Origin of the sequence: Amycolatopsis sp. WAC 01375 (genome assembly GCF_003947325.1) — a bacterium.
Lineage (GTDB): Bacteria > Actinomycetota > Actinomycetes > Mycobacteriales > Pseudonocardiaceae > Amycolatopsis.
The window spans coordinates 186,209-204,796 of record NZ_QHHW01000037.1 but is presented as its reverse complement, the minus strand read 5'-3'; the positions used below and the strand labels follow the sequence as shown (position 1 = coordinate 204,796).

Annotated in this window: 18 protein-coding genes; 7 read left to right on the top strand and 11 right to left on the bottom strand. The window is 69.0% G+C overall.

Translation table 11 applies throughout. From position 1 onward, the window contains the following. Positions 1-2: 2 nt before the first annotated feature. Genes DL991_RS26865 through DL991_RS26830 form a run of 8 tightly spaced genes read right to left on the bottom strand, consistent with a single transcriptional unit; the run spans position 3 to position 6,897 of the window. Entirely contained in the window at positions 3-998 is a 996-nt protein-coding gene (locus tag DL991_RS26865) for an amidohydrolase family protein (protein WP_125787121.1), read from the bottom strand. A gap of 1 nt (position 999) precedes the next feature. Further along, the gene (locus DL991_RS26860; protein WP_125787120.1) at positions 1,000-1,521 is read right to left on the bottom strand and encodes a 3-hydroxyanthranilate 3,4-dioxygenase; all 522 of its coding nucleotides are present in this window, start codon (positions 1,519-1,521) and stop codon (positions 1,000-1,002) included. Then, on the bottom strand, positions 1,518-1,946 hold the full coding sequence (locus tag DL991_RS26855; RefSeq protein WP_125787119.1) for a RidA family protein: 429 nt from the start codon (positions 1,944-1,946) through the stop codon (positions 1,518-1,520). The genes DL991_RS26860 and DL991_RS26855 overlap by 4 nt, the downstream gene beginning before the upstream one ends. Next, positions 1,943-2,710, bottom strand: coding sequence for a 2-keto-4-pentenoate hydratase (locus tag DL991_RS26850; protein WP_125787118.1), 768 nt, complete (start codon positions 2,708-2,710; stop codon positions 1,943-1,945). Before DL991_RS26850 ends, DL991_RS26855 begins: the two co-directional genes overlap by 4 nt. After that, positions 2,707-3,714 (bottom strand): 4-hydroxy-2-oxovalerate aldolase, encoded by a 1,008-nt coding sequence (gene dmpG / locus DL991_RS26845; RefSeq protein ID WP_125787117.1) that lies wholly within the window; start codon positions 3,712-3,714, stop codon positions 2,707-2,709. Before dmpG ends, DL991_RS26850 begins: the two co-directional genes overlap by 4 nt. Further along, positions 3,711-4,643 carry an acetaldehyde dehydrogenase (acetylating) gene (locus DL991_RS26840; protein WP_125787116.1) on the bottom strand — a complete coding sequence of 311 codons (933 nt, stop codon included), beginning with the start codon at positions 4,641-4,643 and terminating at the stop codon, positions 3,711-3,713. The genes dmpG and DL991_RS26840 overlap by 4 nt, the downstream gene beginning before the upstream one ends. After that, a complete protein-coding gene (locus DL991_RS26835) occupies positions 4,640-5,431 on the bottom strand; it encodes a 2-keto-4-pentenoate hydratase (RefSeq protein WP_233599002.1) in 792 nt (263 codons plus the stop codon). Before DL991_RS26835 ends, DL991_RS26840 begins: the two co-directional genes overlap by 4 nt. Further along, entirely contained in the window at positions 5,428-6,897 is a 1,470-nt protein-coding gene (locus tag DL991_RS26830; protein ID WP_125787114.1) for a 2-hydroxymuconic semialdehyde dehydrogenase, read from the bottom strand. The genes DL991_RS26835 and DL991_RS26830 overlap by 4 nt, the downstream gene beginning before the upstream one ends. 328 nt (positions 6,898-7,225) lie before the next feature. Between DL991_RS26830 and DL991_RS26825 the strand changes: the two genes are divergently transcribed. Together DL991_RS26825 and DL991_RS26820 are read left to right on the top strand one after the other, a co-directional pair. Continuing rightward, positions 7,226-8,572 carry an MFS transporter gene (locus DL991_RS26825; RefSeq protein WP_125787113.1) on the top strand — a complete coding sequence of 449 codons (1,347 nt, stop codon included), beginning with the start codon at positions 7,226-7,228 and terminating at the stop codon, positions 8,570-8,572. 10 nt (positions 8,573-8,582) lie between these two features. Then, the gene (locus tag DL991_RS26820) at positions 8,583-9,305 is read left to right on the top strand and encodes a dienelactone hydrolase family protein (RefSeq protein WP_125787112.1); all 723 of its coding nucleotides are present in this window, start codon (positions 8,583-8,585) and stop codon (positions 9,303-9,305) included. A gap of 306 nt (positions 9,306-9,611) precedes the next feature. Here DL991_RS26820 and DL991_RS26810 read toward each other — a convergent pair whose 3' ends face one another. Further along, positions 9,612-10,439 carry a hypothetical protein gene (locus tag DL991_RS26810; RefSeq protein ID WP_125787111.1) on the bottom strand — a complete coding sequence of 276 codons (828 nt, stop codon included), beginning with the start codon at positions 10,437-10,439 and terminating at the stop codon, positions 9,612-9,614. 139 nt (positions 10,440-10,578) lie between these two features. On the opposite strand from DL991_RS26810, the gene DL991_RS26805 reads away from it, so the two are divergent. Next, positions 10,579-12,255, top strand: a complete 1,677-nt coding sequence (locus tag DL991_RS26805; RefSeq protein WP_125787110.1) for a hypothetical protein — start codon at positions 10,579-10,581, stop codon at positions 12,253-12,255. A gap of 15 nt (positions 12,256-12,270) precedes the next feature. Here the strand turns inward: DL991_RS26805 and DL991_RS26800 are convergent, their stop codons facing one another. Next, positions 12,271-12,984: a GntR family transcriptional regulator gene (locus tag DL991_RS26800; RefSeq protein WP_125787109.1), complete on the bottom strand. Its 714-nt coding sequence runs from the start codon at positions 12,982-12,984 to the stop codon at positions 12,271-12,273. Positions 12,985-13,084: 100 nt separating this feature from the next. Here DL991_RS26800 and DL991_RS26795 point away from each other — a divergent pair, with 100 nt between their 5' ends. The 4 genes from DL991_RS26795 (at position 13,085) to DL991_RS26780 (ending at position 16,185) form a co-directional block, all read left to right on the top strand. Then, positions 13,085-14,239 (top strand): FAD-binding oxidoreductase, encoded by a 1,155-nt coding sequence (locus DL991_RS26795; RefSeq protein ID WP_125787108.1) that lies wholly within the window; start codon positions 13,085-13,087, stop codon positions 14,237-14,239. Positions 14,240-14,327: 88 nt separating this feature from the next. Beyond that, positions 14,328-14,885: a carboxymuconolactone decarboxylase family protein gene (locus DL991_RS26790; RefSeq protein WP_125787107.1), complete on the top strand. Its 558-nt coding sequence runs from the start codon at positions 14,328-14,330 to the stop codon at positions 14,883-14,885. Then, on the top strand, positions 14,875-15,375 hold the full coding sequence (locus DL991_RS26785; RefSeq protein WP_125787106.1) for a DUF4396 domain-containing protein: 501 nt from the start codon (positions 14,875-14,877) through the stop codon (positions 15,373-15,375). Before DL991_RS26790 ends, DL991_RS26785 begins: the two co-directional genes overlap by 11 nt. Positions 15,376-15,384: 9 nt before the next feature. After that, the gene (locus DL991_RS26780; RefSeq protein ID WP_125787105.1) at positions 15,385-16,185 is read left to right on the top strand and encodes an alpha/beta fold hydrolase; all 801 of its coding nucleotides are present in this window, start codon (positions 15,385-15,387) and stop codon (positions 16,183-16,185) included. Positions 16,186-16,311: 126 nt separating this feature from the next. On the opposite strand, the gene DL991_RS26775 is transcribed toward DL991_RS26780, so the two are convergent. Continuing rightward, positions 16,312-18,567: a cation-translocating P-type ATPase gene (locus tag DL991_RS26775; protein WP_125787104.1), complete on the bottom strand. Its 2,256-nt coding sequence runs from the start codon at positions 18,565-18,567 to the stop codon at positions 16,312-16,314. Between the last annotated feature and the right edge of the window lie 21 nt (positions 18,568-18,588).

Genomic DNA, 18,588 nt, shown 5'->3' with positions numbered 1-18,588 from the left:
GGTCACGACAGGGACAGGAAGCGTTCGGCGTTCCCGCTGGTGATCAGCTGCCGCTCGGTCTCGCTCAGGAACCCGCTCTTGCGCACCACCTCGCCGACCGGGCGTTCGCCGAGCGGGTACGGGTAGTCGCTGCCGACCATCACCCGCTCGGCGCCGAGCGTGTCCACGAGCAGCCGCAGCGCCCGCTCGTCGAAGACCACCGAGTCGACGTGGAACCGGTCGAGGTAGTGCGACGGCGGGAACTCCGAGGTGCCGATCACGTCGTTCCGCCGATGCCAGGCGTTCTCCATCCGGCCGAGCCAGAACGCGAACGACCCGCCGCCGTGGGCGAAGCAGATCTTCAGGCTCGGGTCGATCCGGTCGAAGACCCCGCCGAGCACCAGCGCCAGAATCGACAGATGCGTTTCGGCGGGCATCGCGGTCAGCCACCGCGCCATCCACCGGTCCAGCCGGGGTGAATCGGCCATGTCCCATGGATGCACGAACACCGGGACACCGAGCGACGCGCAGTGCTGCAGGAAGGTCTCCACCCCGGCGCTGTCCAGATCCTGGTCGCCGACGTGATTGCCGATCTCCACCCCGCGATGCCCCGCGGCCAGGCAGCGTTCCAGTTCGCGGCACGCGGCATCGGGGTCCTGCAACGGAACCTGGCAGAACGGGATCAGCCGGTCCGGCGCCGGTGCGACGATCTCCAGCGCCAGGTCGTTGAAGATCCGCGCGATCCGGCCCGCCTGCTCGCCGGTCCGGCCGTAGTTGAAGAACGCGGGTGTCGGGGAGACCACCTGGGTGCGCACGCCGTCGGCGTCCATGTCCAGCAGCCGCGTCTCCGCGTCCCAGCAGTCCGCGGCGATCCGGCGGAACTCCTTGTCCCCCATCATGATCATCGCTTCGGACTCGGTCTCCGCGCGCAGCCACGGCGCGTCCGGTCCGGCGTCCGCGCGCAGATCCGGCCAGCCGTTCGGCACGTAATGCGTGTGGATGTCGATCAGGCCGGTCATGTCAACCCTTCCCGGGGTGGAGGGCACCGCAGCGGCCGCAAGTGCGGGCCTTCTCGTCGCCGTAGAAGGCGGTGAAGACCGGCGGCAGATCCTCGACGATGTCACGCACCTGGAGTTCGACTTCGTGCACCAGCGACGCGCATTCGAGGCAGTACCACTGGAACTTCTCCAGCGTGCCCTCCTCGCGGACGCGTTCGATGACCAGTCCGATCGAGTCGGCTTCCGGGCGCTGCGGCGAGTGCGGGATATCGCCCGGCAGCAGCCAGGTGTCGCCTTCGGAGATACGGACGGTCTTCTGGCCCTCGTCGGTCATGATGTTCACGTGCATGTTGCCCTTGAGCTGGTAGAACCATTCCTCATAGGGGTCGACGTGGAAGTCGGTGCGCTGATTCGGCCCGCCGACGATCTGCACGATGAAATCCTTGCCGAGCGCCATGGTCCGGTTGTTCACGGGCGGCTTGAGCAGATGCTCGTGCTCGGCGATCCATGCCTGGAAATTGACGACGTCGGGAATGCGGGTCATCGAGAGACCTCCGTGCTTTTCGGTAGATGAGCGATTGCCTGGATTTCGATCAGCAGATGCGGATGCGGCAGCTGATGCACGGCGACCGTGGTGCGTGCAGGGCCCGTTTCGTCGAAGTATTCGCCGTAGATCTCGTTGTAGCCGCCGAAATCGTTCATCGAAACCAGGAAGGTCGTGATCTGCGTGATGTCGGCGAGGTCGGCGCCGACCTCGTGCAGGATGCCGCGGATGTTCTCGATCACCGCGCGGGTCTGCGCCCGGATGTCGAGGTTCGTGGCGCCGAGTTCGTCCACCTCGACGCCGGCGAAGGTGTTGTCCGGGCGTCGAGAGCTGGTGCCGGACACGAAGATCAGGTCTCCCGCGACCTTCACATGGGGGAACCGGCCCCTCGGCTTGGCCAGCCCGGAGATCACTCGCCCGCTCATGCCAGCCCCCGCACCGAAACCCGGCCGAGCCCGGCGATGTCCGCCTCGGCGACGCCGGGCGCGAACGGCACCGCTTCGGTCGCCGCCCCGGCCAGCACCACCTGCCCGGCCCGCAACGGGATGTCCCGTTTCCGGCACAGCTCGACCAGCGCGTGCAGCGCGCGCACCGGATCGCCGAGGATCGCCGCCGTCGAGCCGATCACCTCGCGATCCCCGGACCGCAGCCGCACCGCCCGGTTCGCCACCTCGCCGAACGCGCGCCACGGGCCGAGCACGAACCCGGCGGCCGAGGTGTTGTCCGCGACCACATCGGTGTGGGTGAACCGGAAATCCCGGTACCGGGAGTCGATGATCTCGATCGCCGGGGCCATCGCGTCCACAGCGGACTCCACGTCGAACGCGGGGTCGGCGAGGTCGACGTCGCGGGCCAGGCGGTATGCGACCTCCGGTTCCACCTTCGGATGGATGAAGCCCGCCAGCGAGACCTCACCGCCGTCGGCGACCCTCATCGCGTCGGTGAGCCTGCCGGCGATCACCTCCGACACGCCCATCTGCGCCATCTTCGCCTTGCTGGTCAGCCCCAGTTTGACGCCGAGCACCCGCTCGCCACGACTCTCCCGGCGGGCCACCAGCGCGGCCTGGATGGCGTACGCGTCGGCGATGTCGAACTCGTGATCGTCGGCGAGGCTCGGCGTGTCCGCGCGCGACGTCTGCGCGGTGTCCAGCCGGTCGGCGAGCGCCGAGATCTCCGCGGTGGCCATCATGTGCCGCTCCGTACCAGGTCGAGTGCGATGTCCACGATCATGTCCTCCTGCCCGCCGACCAGCTTCCGCCTGCCGACCTCGGTGAGAATCCGCCGGGTGTCCAGTCCGTAGCGGGCGGCCGCGCGCTCGGCGTGCAGCAGGAAGCTCGAGTACACCCCGGCGTAACCGAGGGTCAGCGTCTCGCGGTCCACCTGGACCGGCCGTTCCCGCAGCGGACGGATCAGGTCGTCCGCCGCGTCCTGCAACGCGAACAGGTCCGCACCGTGCTCCCAGCCGAGCAGGTCGGCGACCGCGACGAACGGCTCGGCCGGGCAGTTGCCCGCCCCCGCGCCCTGTCCGGCCAGCGCGACATCCACCCGGTACGCGCCGTGCTCGACCGCGGTCACGCTGTTCGCCACCGACAGGGAGAGGTTCTCGTGCGCGTGGATGCCGATCTCGGTCTGCGGATCGAGCACCTGGCGGTACGCGTCGATCCGCTCGGCGACCCCGTTCATCGTCAACCGCCCGCCGGAATCGGTGACGTACACGCAATGCGCGCCGTAGGACTCCATCAGCCTTGCCTGTTCGGCGAGCGCCGCCGGCGTGGAAAGGTGGCTCATCATCAGGAATCCGGACACGTCCATGCCCTGCTCGCGAGCCCAGGCGATGTGCTGTGCGGCCACGTCGGCCTCGGTGCAGTGAGTGGCGATCCGTGCGCTGCGCACCCCGAGGTCGTGGACGCGGCGCAGCTGTCCGATGGTGCCGATACCGGGCAGCAGCAACGTGGTCAGCGTGGCGTTCTCGATCACCTCCGCGGCCGCGGCGATCCACTCCTCGTCGGTGTGCGCGCCGAATCCGTACGTCGCGCTGGACCCGCCGATACCGTCGCCGTGCGCGACCTCGATCGCCGCCACGCCCGCCTTGTCCACAGCGGACACGATCCGCCGGACCTGGTCCACTGTGTACGCGTGCCCCATCGCGTGCATGCCGTCGCGCAAGGTCACGTCCTGGAGGTAGACCTTCATCCGAGCCACCCCCTCAGTTCGGCGATCCGCTCGGCCGTGCGCAGCGCCGCCGAGGTCATGATGTCGAGATTTCCCGCGTAGTCCGGCAGATAGTGGGCAGCGCCCAGCACTTCGAGGAACGCCGAGACCTTGAGCCCGGAGATCTCCCGGCCTAGCTCGGGCACCCATTGCCGGGACACCGGGTCGAACTGCACTTCCTGTTTCAGTGTGTAGCCGGGCACGTACTCGCGCACCCGCTCGGCCATCAGCCGGACCGACGCCGCGATCTTCTCCCGGTCCGGCTCGCCTTCGACCAGGCAGTACACCGTGTCCCGCATGACGATCGGCGGGTCGGCCGGGTTCAGCACGATGATCGCCTTGCCCATCGCGGCGCCGCCGACCTCGCGGATCGCGGCCGCGGTGGTCTCGGTGAACTCGTCGATGTTCGCTCTGGTTCCCGGCCCTGCCGAGCGGGACGAAATCGACGCGACGATCTCCGCGTACGCGACCGGTGCGACCGAGGACACCGCGGCCACGATCGGGATCGTGGCCTGCCCGCCGCAGGTCACCATGTTCACGTTCGGTGCGGTGAGATGCTCGTCCAGGTTCACCGGCGGCACCACGAACGGACCGAGCGCGGCCGGGGTCAGGTCGATCATAAGCTTGCCGTGTGCCTCGGCCACCTCCGCGTGCCGCCGGTGCGCGCCGGCCGACGTCGCGTCGAAGATCACCCGCACGTCGGCGAACTCCGGAAGCGCGGCGAGGCCGTCGATACCGCCGTGGGTGGTGGCCACCTTGAGCCTGGCCGCCCTGGCCAGCCCGTCCGAGGCCGGGTCGATACCCGCCATCGCGGCCATCCGCAGCGTCTTCGACAACCGCAGCACCTTGATCATCAGATCGGTGCCGATGTTGCCGGAGCCGATGACGGCGACCGGAACCGTTGCTGTCACTGAGTCTCCTCCTCGATCACCGCGTCGACCTCGCCGAGTCCGTCGAGCCGGAGCCGGAACCGGCCCGCTCCCGTGACCGGAACCATCGGGCCGAGCGCCCCGGACATCACCACATCGCCCGCGCGCAACGGCTGCTCGCGGGCGGCCAGCGCACGAGCCAGCCACGCGACCGCGACCACCGGCGAGCCGAGGCAGGCGTGGCCCGCGCCGAACGACACCGGTTCCCCGTCCAGTTCCAAGGTCATCCCGGTCGCGGCGAGATCCCGGCCGGTCAACGAGAACGGCGTGCACCCCAGCACCACCGCGCCACTGGACGCGTTGTCCGCCACCGTGTCCACGATGGACAGATCCCAGGCGTCGATCCGGGAGTCCACGAGCTCGATCGCGGGCAGCACGAACTCGGTCGCCCGCACCACGTCCGCGACCGAAGCGCCCGGCACGTCCAGATCGCGGCCGAGTACGAACGCGATCTCGCCCTCGGCACGGGGTTGCAGGAACCGCCGGTACGGAACGGGTTCGGTATGCGCGTACAGCATGTCGTCGAACAGCACGCCGAAGTCCGGCTGATACACGCCGAACTGCCGCTGCACAGAGGGCGCGGTCAGCCCGATCTTCGCCCCGGCGACCCTGGCGCCTGCCGCGACCCGCTCGTCTCGCAGCCTGCGCTGCACCGCATACGCCGCGTCGACATCTTGCGCGCCAAGGAGTTCGCGCACCGGCGGGCACGGGGTCGCGGTGCTCGCCGCGGTCGCGAGCCGGGCGGCGGCCGCCTCGATCGGCGCGCTCACAGCCGCACGCACACATTCGTCGGTTCGGTGTAGAAGTGCAGCGAAGACGCTCCGCCCTCCCGGCCGATCCCGGAAAGCCCCATCCCACCGAACGGCGAGCGCAGATCGCGCAGGAACCAGGTGTTCACCCAGGACATGCCGACGTGCATGGCCTGCGCGACCCGGTGTCCCCGGCGCAGGTCCTGGGTCCACACCGAGGACGCGAGCCCGTATTCGGTGTCGTTGGCCAACGCGATCGCCTCGTCCTCGGTGTCGAACGGGATCAGCGCGGCCACCGGGCCGAAGATCTCCTCCCGCACCGGCCGGTCCTTGTTCGTCAAGCCGGTCCACAGGGTCGGCTCCAGCCACGAGCCGCCGTCGAGTTCCGGGCCGAGCTCGGGAATCCCGCCGCCGGTCAGGGTTTTGGCGCCGGCCTCCTCGGCCAGCGCGAGGTAGTCCAGCACCTTGCGCCGGTGCTCCGGCGAGATCAGCGGGCCGGTGGTGGTCCGCTCCGCCGACGGGTCGCCGAGCCGCAATCCGCGCGCCCGCTCCACCAGTCCGGCCGCCACGTCATCGAACACCGAGCGTTGCACGTACACCCGCTCGGTGCACAGGCACACCTGCCCGGTGTTCGCGAACACCGACCGGGTCAGCCCGGCGAGCGTCTCGTCGAGATCGGCGTCGTCGAACACGATGGCGGCGTTCTTCCCGCCCAGTTCGAACGACACCGGCCGGACCCGGGGCGCGACCGTGCGCATCACCTGGGTTCCCGTGGCGGACGAGCCGGTGAACGTCACCCCGTCGATGCCGGGATGCTCGGTCAGGTACTGCCCCGCCGAGTCGCCGCCGAACCCGTGCACCACGTTGTAGGCACCCGCGGGCAAACCGACCTCGGCCAGCACCTCGGCCAACAGGGTCGCGGTGGACGGAGTCTGATCGCTCGGCTTGACGACGACCGCGTTGCCGCAGCCGAGCGCGGGGGCGACCTTCCAGGTCAGCAACAGCAGCGGCAGGTTCCACGGCACGATCACCGCGACCACACCGAGCGGCTTGCGCACCGCGTAGTTCAGCGCCTGCGCGCCACCGGGCAGATCGGTGACGAACGATTCCTGGCCGGCGGCCGCGATCACGTCGGCGAACGTGCGGAAGTTCGCCACCGCGCGGGCGACGTCCAGTTCGCGGGCCTGGGTGATCGGCTTCCCGGTGTCCGCGACCTCGGCCGCGACGAACTCCTCGAACCGGGCCTCGATCCGGTCGGCCGCCCGGCGCAGCAACGCGGTCCGCTCCCGCACCGGGGTGTCCGCCCAGCCGTTGTGCAACGCCGCGCGCGCACCGGTGACCGCGCGGTGCACCAGCTCCCGGTCGGCCTCGTGCACCCTGGCGAACTCCGCGCCGGTCGCCGGATCGACCGCCGGGAACCCCGGCCCGTCCGGCTCGGCGAACTCACCGTCCACGAAGTTGCGGATCCACCGCACTGACTGCGTCATGCCGTTCACTCTGACCGGCCGCGCCATGCGGAACAAATGCATATCTGCTCGCCAGCCATACCCATACGCACATATCGGAACCGGCCGACACGCGTGATCAGATGGCCGACACTCGTGATCAGGCGGACGGCACGTGGCGGGAGCCGTGTCGGCCGTCCAATCACGCGTGACGGCCATCCGATCACGCGTGACGGCTGGGAGGTATATCAGTTCGGACATAGCAGACCGGCAATTCGGCATTTGTGGCCTATGCCTCACGGTGTCAGGCTTCTGCCCAATCGCCAGCAGCCGCGATCGGCTGTCGCCCGAGTCGATTGGGTTTTCGCAGATGAACGCACCCGCGCCCCGCAGAATCGCCGCCGCCACGCTCGCCGGGACCACCCTTGAGTGGTACGACTTCTTCCTCTACGGCACCGCGTCCGCGCTGATCTTCAACAAACAGTTCTTCCCCTCGCTGAGCCCCACAGTCGGCACCCTCGCCGCGTTCAGCACCTTCGCCGTCGGCTTCATCGCCCGCCCGCTCGGCGGTCTGGTGTTCGGTCACTTCGGCGACCGGATCGGCCGCAAGTCCACGCTGGTGGTCTCGCTGATGCTGATGGGCATCGGCTCGACGTTGATCGGGTTGATCCCGAACTACCAGGCGATCGGCATCTGGGCGCCGATCCTGCTGGTCGCGATGCGGATCGTGCAGGGCATCGGGCTCGGCGGCGAAGGCGCGGGAGCGACCCTGATGTCGATGGAACACGCGCCGGCCGATCAACGGAACCGGTATGCCGGGTTCCCGCAGATGGGCACCCCGGCCGGGCTGGTGCTGGCGAATCTGCTGTTCCTCGGCAGCAGCGCGGTGATGCCCGCGAGCGCGTTCGCCGCGTGGGGCTGGCGGATCCCGTTCCTCCTGAGCTTCGTGCTGGTCGCGATCGGCCTGATGATCCGGCTGCGGATCACCGAATCACCGTCCTTCACCCAGGCGGCCAAGAACGACAAGGTGGTCCGGTTCCCGCTCGGCGCGGCGCTCAAGGTCGGCTTCGGCAGGCTCGCGCTGACGCTGCTGGTGGGCGTCGCGAACTCGGCGGTCGCCTACGTGTTCATGGTCTTCACCCTGTCTTACGGAACTCAGAACCTGCACTACGACCGTCAGTTCCTGATCCTGTCGGTGACCGGATCGGCCGTACTGTGGTTCGCCACCATCCCGATCTGGACGCGCATCGCCGACCGCCACGGCAGGCGCACCATGTTCGTCGCCGGGTCGGCCGCGCTTCTACTGTGGTGCCTCGCGTTCTTCCCGTTGCTGAACACCGGCAACACGGGGCTCGCGATGCTCGCGCTGGCGGGCATGGGCCTGGTCGTCCCGATCACCCACTGCGTGCAGGGCGCGATCATCGCGGACACCTTCCCGGTCAACGTCCGGTTCTCCGGTATGTCACTGCTGCTGCAGGGCGGCGCGATCCTCGGCGGCGGGCTCGCTCCGATGATCGCCACCGCGGTGCTCAACGCCACCGGCTCGACCACCGGCATCACCTGGTACCTGGCCGCGATCTGCGGCGTCAGCATGATCAGCGCGATGGCCTTGTTCCGGCTGATCCCGTCCCGCGCCACGAAATCCACAATGGACGGACGCCGCGACGCGGTTCCGCTGTCCGTGAACACCCGCCCGGCCGGGCTCGACGATCATTAGAGTCCGTTTCATGCCGGTCACCACACGCACGGTCGAATACCCCGCCGACGGACTCACGATGATCGGGCACCTCGCGCTCCCGGCCGGTGCCGACCGCCGTCCCGCGGTCCTGATCGGGCCGGAGGGGCCGGGGCTGAACGATTTCCAACGTCGCAGGGCCGACGCTCTCGCCGAGTTGGGGTACGTGGCGCTGGCTTTCGACATCAACGGTGGACGCTGGTTCGACGATCCCGACGAGATGCTGGCGCACGTGATGCCCCTGCTCGACGACCACGGCCGGATGCGGGAGATCGGCCACGCGGCCCTCGACGTGCTGCGCGCCGAGCCGCGGACCGACCCGGACCGGATCGCCGCCATCGGCTACGGCACCGGAGGCGCGATCGCGCTGGAACTCGGGCGGGACGGCGTCGACCTGCGCGCGATCGCGACGGTGAACGCGCTGACCACTGGCCGGCCGGGCGAAGCCGCGCACATCCGCTGCCCGGTCTGGGCCGGTGTCGGCTCGGAAGACCCGATCATGCCGCCCGCGCAACGGGAGGCGTTCACCGCCGAAATGCAGGAGGCGGGCGTCGACTGGCGGCTCGTGGTCTACGGCGGCGCGCTGCACGCCTTCCACCACCCCACGGTCGACCACACCGTGCTTCCCGGCGTCGGCTACCACGAGCGCCACGCGCAGCGGGCCTGGCACGACGTCGTCGGCCTGCTCGCCGAATGCCTGCCCGTGCCGGAGTGATCCGTCTTCGCCTTACCTCTCAAGCCATTCCGCGGGCGAACTGCCGAGCCGAGGGGTGGGTGACGGCCAGCGCGGTGGTGTCTCGCTCATCCGGATGACGGGGCCGAGACTCTTGAGGTCGCCGTAGACCGTGTTCTCTTCGATCGATCCTTGGCGTTGCACCAGCATCGAGGATCGGCACAACGAGACCTGGACGCGGTACGACCCGCCTTCGCGGGCACGGGGGGGGGCGAGCGCGAGCATGGCGCCGTAGCCGCCGAGGAATCCAAGGAGGCCCTCACTACCCTCGGCACGGACGCTTTCGGCTCACCGAGTTTCCGAGGGAAGATCCACGTCGGAGCGCACGGGGGTGCCGTAGTCGCCGGGCGGAAAGGCCGGACGGTCCCCGGACCGCCGACGGGCGACCAGCGTCGCACTGACCGCCAGCGCGGCATAGCCGACCAACCACCAGGTGAATTCGGCCGGAACCCGGCTGGTGAACACCACGTCGACCAGGATCGCCACCGCGAAGATGGCGGGCTCGGCGAGACGGCTGTCTTGGAACCGCAGTTCGGAATCGACGGCGATCGACGCGACGTCCTCCGCGCGAGTCCGGCGGAAGGCCGAGCCGGCGAGGATCGTGCCGGTGGACAACGCCGCCCAGCCGAGGGCGATCAGCCAATTCTCCGCGAAGGTCTGTGCCGTGGTGCCGGCGTACATCGCCGCGGCCAGTGCGGCGCCACCGCCGAAGGTGATCACGTAGGTCGTCAGATACCAGCCGCCCAGGACCCGTAAAGCCGAAGGCCGCCGGTCCGCCGCCGGCAGGCCACCCAGTTCCCGTTCGCGGTACAGCGACGACACCCAGGACCCGAGCTGGGTCGTCGCGAACACGACGAAGGCATACCGGCTGTAAGTCGTCTCGCCGTCCGGATCCAGGAGAAATTCTTGGACCCCGAAGGCGATCAACAGTCCCAACCCGACAATCCCGAAGCAAGCGGACAAGATCATCTTGCTGGCGGTGTTCGCCGACTGGCGCGCGCCGACCCGGACGGCGATCAGCCTGGCCGGCGTTTCCACCTCGACACCACGTTCGCCCAGCCACGCGCGGGTGGCCTCGATCTCCTCAGGCGTGGGTTCGCCCCGTTTGGTCCCCATACCCTGTCCCTCTCGTCCGCGTACGGGATGTACGCGTGGCACCGGCCCGTGGTTGCCTCAGCGGGAATCTCCGTTCCCCACGTGGTCGTCCGGCGCTGCGTTAGGCTCGACGAAATCGGGGAGATGAAGGGGGACGACCGTGGTCGACTATCTCGGGCCTGGTCACACCGCTCGGCTGACCGCCGCGATGAACACTTTCCACAAGGCTCTCACCAAGCGCTGGCGGGAAGACACCGCGACGGCGATCGAGGTGCAGAGTGACCTGACGCAGGGAATCCTTCGCTGCTACGCGCCCGGGCCGAACGAGCATTGGGACTACAAGTCGCCCTCCGCGCGAGCGCATATCGACTACGGCACGTGCTCCTACCTCGATTGGGTGGAAGACGGGCAGCAGGGTGAACTCAGCGCGGTGACCTGTGAGGGCAAAACCGGTCACCTCGTCGTGCTCGGTGACCGGAATCCGCCCAAGGACGAGCCGATCGTCTGCGGCGTCGGTTCCATTCTCGCTCAGGTGGAGACCTGGGCATGGGACGAGCGGACCACCCTTTTCACCAAGCTGCCCATGTTCGACGCACACGATCTGAGCCTCCTCGAAGCCGCCCACAACGACTTCCTCAGCCTCGGCAAGAGTTTGGGCTTGGAAGCGCTGGAAGGCTCTCCGGTCAGCAACCTCGGCAAGGCCGACGGTCGCGAACTGGGAAGCAATGTCGAGGCGCTTTGGAGCGAGCGCACGCATTACACCGACTGGTGGGCGAGCTGGACCGGTTTGTCCGCCAACCGGGCGAAAGACGGATTCTTCGCCTCCGTCGGGCCGACACTGCAAAATCAGTCCGGTATCACCGGCGCGCTGGCCAACTTGTATTCTTTGCGCGCCGCGATTGTGGAAATGGCGCGTAACGACGCGCTGTTCGCCATCCAGCAGGCCACCAAGGCACTCGGCGAGACCGAGACGATCACCACCGATCTGGCGAGCACCTGGAAGGTGGTGGCCGGAGCAGGCGCGGTCCTCGGTGTCGCGGGCATCTGGTTCCCGCCGGCAGGCGGTGTCGGCGCCGTGGTGGGGCTGGTCGGTTTCCTCGGCGAGAACCTGCTGAAACCCGGCGAACGGGAAGGATACGCGCACAGCGTGCGGGAGGTCGTGTTCCGGCTCGGCGGCGATATCGACGAACTCAACAACGAATTGACCGTCTTGGAGAGTGACTACACCGGGAAGGTCAGCGAGTTGCGGTCGCGGATCAGCCAGATCAAAAGCTTCAACCTCGAATTGTACGATCTCAGCCTGAACACGGCGACCGGTGACCCGAAGACACACGGCGGCCATTTCACCGTCGACATCAGCACTGTGCTGGAAATGGCGAAATGCTGCTATGACACGGCCGAACTCTATGAGCCGCTGCTACGGATCATCAAGCACACCGAGGTGGCCGACAAGCATCTCGCGGACGAGGACGGGAAACAGACCTGGGCGGATATCGAGCTGGCCGATATCCGGGACGCGCTGGCAGGATTCCTGAGCACCACCTGCGCCCGCTACGCACTGGCGGGAGACAACACCGTGGCCGCCGCCAAGGCCTACGGGAAGACCGACCGGGCCGCAAAGGAGGCGTCGGACAGGATCCTGGCCGACTGGGAGCGCGTGGGGAAGCAGGGCAATCCCGTCCCGCACCGTCCGGCACCCGGTTCCGGTGCCGACACCGCCCGAACGGATCGGGACGAGATCGAGCCGACGGCACTGCCGCCCTGGTTGCACCCTGGGGAGAACCCCACCCGGAACGACGAGGGTGACTACGAGACCGAGCGGCAGCCGACCGGCTGATCGCTCTCCGCCGCGTCACAGCGCGGGAGGCGGCAACTCCACGAAGAACTGCGCGGATCCCGGGCGGACCACGGTGACGACGGCCTCGATCACGGTCCCGTCTTCCGTCCGGGTTTCCCGGCGGCGCTGCATGGCGGGCACACCGGCCTCGCTCTCGAGCAGCTCGGCCTCGCGCGCGCCGAGCACGACCGGTTCGAGGTAGACCCGGAGCGGGCCCAGCGGGATCTTCTTCGCGGCGAAATAGCGCAGGCTCACGAAGTCGGCGAGGTCCTCGTCGAGCAGGTTCGGCGCGACCGAGAAGAGGATCGCGTGCCGTTCGAGAGTGCGCGGCCGCTCCTGGAGGTCGAGCTTGACGCGCACCAGCTCGACGACCGCGGCATCCGGGTCCACGCCAGGGATCTCGACGACCGCGTCGCCTGCCCGCACGATCCGTTGGGACACCACCTGGTGCCTGCCCGGCACACCCTTCTCTGCCGCGCCGGGGGCGGCGAAGTTCAGCAGGTTGATCTGTTGCCGGACGTCGGCGACGAACGTTCCGTGCCGTCGCCTTCGCACGACCAGCCCGGCATTGGCCAACTCGTTGAGTGCTCGCTGCGCCGTGGCCCTGCTGACCCCGTACTGGCTCTGCAGTTCCGCTTCGGTGGGCAACCTCGCGCCGGGCGGGAGGTCGCCACGCTGGATCTTCTCCTCCAGCTCACGCCGGATCTTCAGATGCAACAGCGTGGCCATGATCGAACCATACAAATCGCGATTCGATCGGTCAATCGGACTATTGACCGGTCTAAGCGTGTTTTGTACGGTCATTTGCAGGCCCGGGAGGAGAGAGCGAATGAAGACCATCGTTGTCGGCGCCGGAATCGTCGGCGTGAGCGTGGCGCGTGCACTCGCCGTCGCCGGGGCGGACGTGGTGCTGCTGGACCGATGGAGCCCCGGACGCGGGACGACCGCCACGACGTTCGCGTGGACCAACGCGAACCGCAAACCCGATCCCGCCTATCAACGGCTCAACGTCGCCGGGATGGAAGAACACGAGAAGCTCGCCAAGGAACTCGGCGGCACGCCGACGTACTTCCGTGCTGGCGGCCTGCACTGCGCGGACGCGCGCGGCGAATCGTGGCTGGCCGAGAACGTCGAGCGGCTGCGGTCGCGGGACTACCCGGCACAGTGGGTCGAGCGCGACGAAGCCCGGCGGATCGCCGGCGACGTGCGGATTCCGGAAACCACCACGGCGATCGCGCACTTCCCCAGCGAGGGCTACGTATTCCCGGAACGCCTCGTCGCCGCGGTACTCGACGATGCCCGCCGGCACGGCGCGACGCTGACGATCGGGGAGGTCGTGACCGTCGACGACGGGCCGGAGGGCGCGTCCGTCACGCTCGCCGACGGAACAGTCCTCGGCGCCGACCGGGTCGTGGTCGCCACCGGCCGGTGGACCGACGGGCTCGCCGCGCGCAGCGGCTTCGACATCCCCATGGTGACCGACGCCCGTCGCGGCTCCCCGATCGTCGGCCTGCTCGGGTACGTACGCTCCCCCGCGATCGACCTCCGCTGCGTCCTGCACACCCCGGACCTCAACCTCCGCCCCGACGCGGACGGCGCCGTCGTGGCGCAAGCGCTCGATCTGAGCTCCTCCGTCGACCCCGTGGACAGTGACGTCGACGGTGACATCAGCGCCGCCGTGGCCGCGCGGTTCACGGCCCTGACCGGTCGTGCGTCCCCGGAAATCGACTTCCGGGTGGCGATCCGGTCCATGCCGGCCGACGGGCACACCATCGCCGGATACCCGCCGGAGAGCGCACGGATCTACTTTCTCGTCACCCACAGCGGGATCACGCTCGCCCCGGTCCTCGCCCGGCTGGCCGCGGCGGAGATCGTCACCGACACAGCGCAGGACGCCCTCGCCGCCTTCCGCCCGGCCCGGTTCGCGGGAGCGCCGCGCCCGGAACCCGCGATCAAGCCTCCCAGTCGCCTCGGTGAGCAGTGAATCCTTTGCACGACAACACCACGCCTGGACATGTACCCCCTACCCGTATAGTGTTCCTGGCGATCAACCGACAGCATCAGGAGGAGCCGTGCGGCGTCTTGATTCGCTCGACCCGGCGGACGCGCCTGCCAAGTCGGCCGAGTTGCTCGGCGAGATCATCGGACGGCACGGCTCGGCAGGCCCGATGGTGACCGCGATGGCCCACTCCCCCGCGCTCCTTCAGGGATACCTCGACCTCTCGAGGGCCATGAAGCGGGTCAAGCTTTCCCAGGCGCTGAGCGAAAAAGTCTCGCTCGCCTTGCAGGAGTGGATCGGGTGCGCACTGTGCCTCGACGCGCACACCCAGGCCGCGCTGAAGGCCGGGCTCAGCGAGACCGACGTCTCCCTGGCCAGGCAAGGCACGTCGACCGACCAGCGTGAGGCGGCGTTGATGGCGTACGCGGTCCGTGTACTCGCCGAACCGGCTTCGATCCGCGACGAGGACGTCGCCGAGTTGCGAGAGCACGGCTGGAGCGATCGGATCATCGCCGACACGGTGGGACTGGTGGCACTCAACCTGCTGACCGGTTCGTTCAATCTCGTCGCAGGACTCGAACCCGCGCCTGCCGAGCAGTCCACAAAGGAGAAACCCGCTCATGTCCACTGAGCACGAACACCACGGCCACGAACACCACGGTGGCCACGAACACCACGCGGCCAAGGCGTCGTGGGGCATGGCGGCGTCGGCCACCCTGCACTGCCTCACCGGCTGCGCCATCGGTGAGGTGCTCGGCATGGTGATCGGCACCGCACTGGGGTGGGGCAACGTCGCGACCATCGTGCTCGCCGTCGCGCTGGCGTTCGTCTTCGGTTACGCCCTGACCATGCGTGGCGTGCTCCGCGCGGGCGTCGGCTTCAAGCAGGCCCTCAAGGTCGCGCTAGCGGCGGACACCGTGTCGATTCTCGTCATGGAGATCATCGACAACGCGGTGATGGTCGTCGTCCCCGGCGCGATGGAAGCCGGCCTCGCGAGCTGGCTGTTCTGGGGCGCGCTCGCCTTCGCGCTCGCCGTGGCGTTCGTGCTCACCACCCCGGTCAACAAGTGGCTCATCGGCCGCGGCTCCGGGCACGCGGTGGTACACGCCTACCACCATTAGGAAGGCCCGATGGAGACCATCACGTACCACGGCTTCGACGGCTGTCCGCTCTACGCGGTCTCCCTCGGTTCCGGGCCACCCCTTGTGCTTCTGCACGGGGGTGGCCCTGATCATCACAGCCTCGTCCCGCTGGCCGAGCGGCTGGCGGACCGGCATACGATCGTTCTCCCCGACGTGCGCGGATACGGCCGATCGGTGTGTGCCGACCCGGCCCGGCACACCTGGCCCCAGTACTCCGACGATGTCGCGGCGCTTCTCGACCACCTGGGCGAACAGCGCGCCGTCGTCGGCGGGACCGGACTCGGCGCCACGATCACCCAGCGCGCCTGCCTCGAACATCCCGGCAGGGTCCGCGCCGCCATCCTGATCAGCGTCGAAGACATCGAAGACGACGAAGCGAAGCAAGCCGAGATCGCGTTCATGGACGCGTTCGCCGAACGTGTCCGGACCGGCGGTATCGAAGCGGCGTGGGCGCCGGTTCTGCCAGGGCTCGCTCCCGTCATCGGTGCGCTCGTGCGTGACGCCATCCCGCGCTCCGATCCCGCGAGCATCGCCGCCGCGGCCGCCATCGGCCACGACCGCTCGTTCCGGTCCGTCGACGAACTCGCCGCGATCACGGCCCCCACCTTGGTCTTCCCCGGCATGGACGAACGGCATCCGGCAGCGCTGGCGGAGAACGCCGCCCGCGTCATACCCGATGGGCGTCTCGCGCCGGTTTCCCTGTCGAGCACTCTGCGTACCGCCGAAGATCTCGCCGACGCGTTCGCGCCCGCGATCCGCCGGTTCCTCGCCGAACAGCACGGTCATTAGCCGACGGCCTGGTGGCTCTGCCGTGTCGCCAGGACTGTCCATTGAGGACAACGTCAGTCTGCCCGGCCCACCACTGAGGCGCTCGTGCGGCACCGAAAGTGCCGCACGAGCGCCTCGAACCGGATGTCAGCCGGCGGTACTACGGAATCCCTTGAGCCGCAGGCTGTTCGTGACCACGAAGACCGAGCTGAACGCCATCGCGGCGCCGGCGATCATCGGGTTGAGCAGCCCCGCCGCGGCCAGTGGCAGCGCCGCGACGTTGTAGGCGAAGGCCCAGAACAGGTTGCCCTTGATGGTGCGCAGGGTCCGCCGGGAGAGCCGGATCGCGTCCACCGCCGCCCGCAGGTCGCCGCGGACGAGGGTGAGATCCGACGCCTCGATGGCGACGTCCGTTCCGGTGCCCATGGCCAGGCCGAGGTCGGCCTGTGCCAGCGCGGCCGCGTCGTTGACGCCGTCGCCCGCCATCGCGACCACCTTGCCCTCGGCCTGGAGCCGCTTGACCACGTCGACCTTGTCCTTGGGCAGGACCTCCGCGATCACCTCGGTGATCCCCACCTCCGCCGCCACCGCGCGGGCCACGGCCTCGTTGTCCCCGGTGAGCAGGACCGGCGTCAGCCCGAGGGCCCGCAGTTGCGTGATGGCTTCGGCGGAGGTCGGCTTCACGGTGTCCGCCACCACCAGGACCGCGCGGGCCGCGCCGTCCCAGCCGACGACGATCGCGGTCCGGCCCGCCTTCTCTTCGGCGGCCTTCGCCTCGGCGAGATCCTCCGGCAGGTGATGTGCCCAGTCCTCCAGCAGCGAGCTGCGTCCGGCCAGCACCGCCTTGCCGTCGACGATCCCTTGTACACCAAGGCCTTCGACGTTCGTGAAGTCCTCGACGGCCGGGAGTTCGCCAACCCGGTCCCGCGCGCCGGCCACGATGGCCTGTGCGATCGGGTGTTCGGAAGCGTTCTCCAGCGCACCCGCGAGCCTCAGCGCCTCGTCGGCGTCGACGCCGTCGGCGACGTGGACCTCGACGAGCGCCATCCGTCCGGTGGTGACCGTGCCGGTCTTGTCCAGCACGACCGTGTCGACCGCGCGGGTGGATTCCAGCACTTCCGGACCCTTGATCAGGATCCCGAGCTGCGCGCCCCGGCCGGTGCCGACCAGCAGCGCGGTCGGGGTGGCCAGGCCCAGTGCGCACGGGCAGGCGATGATCAGCACGGCGACCGCGGCGGTGAACGCGGCCGACGCAGTGCCGCCCGCGCCGAGCCAGAAGGCCAGGGTGCCGACGGCGAGCGCGATCACGATCGGCACGAAGACCGCCGACACGCGGTCCGCCAGCCGTTGGACCTGCGCCTTCCCGGTCTGCGCGTCCTCCACCAGCTTCGCCATCTGCGCCAGCTGCGTGTCGGCGCCGACACGGGTCGCCCGCACGACGAGCCTGCCGCCCGCGTTGACCGTCGCGCCGACCACCGCGTCACCCGGCGCGACTTCCACCGGCACGCTTTCCCCGGTCAGCATGCTCGCGTCCACCGCGGAGCTGCCTTCGGTGATCACGCCGTCGGTGGCGATCTTCTCCCCCGGCCGCACGACGAACAGATCGCCGACGGCCAGCCGGTCGACCGGGATTCGCTCTTCCTCGCCGTTCCGGAGGACGGCGACGTCCTTCGCGCCCAGCTCCAGCAACGCCCGCAGCGCGGCACCGGCCCGTCGCTTGGAACGCGCCTCGAAGTACCGCCCGGCGAGGATGAACGTCGTCACCCCGGCGGCGACCTCGAGGTAGATGTTGCCGTCACCGGCCATCCGCTCCACGGTCAACTCGAAGGCGTGCGTCATCCCCGGCGTACCCGCGCTGCCGAACAGCAAGGCGTACAGCGACCACAGGAACGCGGCGAGCGTGCCCATCGAGATCAGCGTGTCCATGGTGGCCGCGCCGTGGCGCAGATTCGCCCACGCCGCCTTGTGGAACGGCCATGCCGCCCACACCAGCACCGGCGCCGCGAGCGTCAGCGAAATCCACTGCCAGTAGGTGAACTGCAGCGCTGGCACCATCGCCAGCAGGATCACCGGCACCGACAGCACCGCGGAGCCGACCAGCCGCTGCCGCAACGGCGCGATCGGATCGGCCTCCTCGGCGGGCCCGTCCGGCTGTTCCTGCTTCGGCGGAGCGGGCAGGGCGGCGGTGTAGCCTGCCGCTTCCACCTGCTCGATGAGCCGCTGGGGCTCGATGTCGCCGCTGTACGTGACCTTCGCCTTCTCCGTGGCGTAATTGACCGTGGCGGTGACACCGTCCAGCTTGTTCAGCTTCTTCTCGATGCGCATCGCGCACGACGCGCAGGTCATCCCGGTGATCGCGAGTTCGACCTCGGCCGTGGTGGCCTGGTCCAGATCGGAAGTCATCGTGGTCACTCCTTTCCGGCT

Excerpts from the sequence above, each read along its gene's own strand:
- DL991_RS26855 (WP_125787119.1), bottom strand. The coding sequence starts at position 1,946 with ATGAGCGGGCGAGTGATCTCCGGGCTGGCCAAGCCGAGGGGCCGGTTC.
- dmpG (WP_125787117.1), bottom strand. The coding sequence starts at position 3,714 with ATGAAGGTCTACCTCCAGGACGTGACCTTGCGCGACGGCATGCACGCG.
- DL991_RS26785 (WP_125787106.1), top strand. The coding sequence starts at position 14,875 with ATGTCCACTGAGCACGAACACCACGGCCACGAACACCACGGTGGCCAC.
- DL991_RS26865 (WP_125787121.1), bottom strand. The coding sequence starts at position 998 with ATGACCGGCCTGATCGACATCCACACGCATTACGTGCCGAACGGCTGG.
- DL991_RS26775 (WP_125787104.1), bottom strand. The coding sequence starts at position 18,567 with ATGACTTCCGATCTGGACCAGGCCACCACGGCCGAGGTCGAACTCGCG.
- DL991_RS26825 (WP_125787113.1), top strand. The coding sequence starts at position 7,226 with ATGAACGCACCCGCGCCCCGCAGAATCGCCGCCGCCACGCTCGCCGGG.
- DL991_RS26780 (WP_125787105.1), top strand. The coding sequence starts at position 15,385 with ATGGAGACCATCACGTACCACGGCTTCGACGGCTGTCCGCTCTACGCG.
- DL991_RS26810 (WP_125787111.1), bottom strand. The coding sequence starts at position 10,439 with ATGGGGACCAAACGGGGCGAACCCACGCCTGAGGAGATCGAGGCCACC.
- DL991_RS26820 (WP_125787112.1), top strand. The coding sequence starts at position 8,583 with ATGCCGGTCACCACACGCACGGTCGAATACCCCGCCGACGGACTCACG.
- DL991_RS26850 (WP_125787118.1), bottom strand. The coding sequence starts at position 2,710 with ATGATGGCCACCGCGGAGATCTCGGCGCTCGCCGACCGGCTGGACACC.
- DL991_RS26830 (WP_125787114.1), bottom strand. The coding sequence starts at position 6,897 with ATGACGCAGTCAGTGCGGTGGATCCGCAACTTCGTGGACGGTGAGTTC.
- DL991_RS26795 (WP_125787108.1), top strand. The coding sequence starts at position 13,085 with ATGAAGACCATCGTTGTCGGCGCCGGAATCGTCGGCGTGAGCGTGGCG.
- DL991_RS26800 (WP_125787109.1), bottom strand. The coding sequence starts at position 12,984 with ATGGCCACGCTGTTGCATCTGAAGATCCGGCGTGAGCTGGAGGAGAAG.
- DL991_RS26860 (WP_125787120.1), bottom strand. The coding sequence starts at position 1,521 with ATGACCCGCATTCCCGACGTCGTCAATTTCCAGGCATGGATCGCCGAG.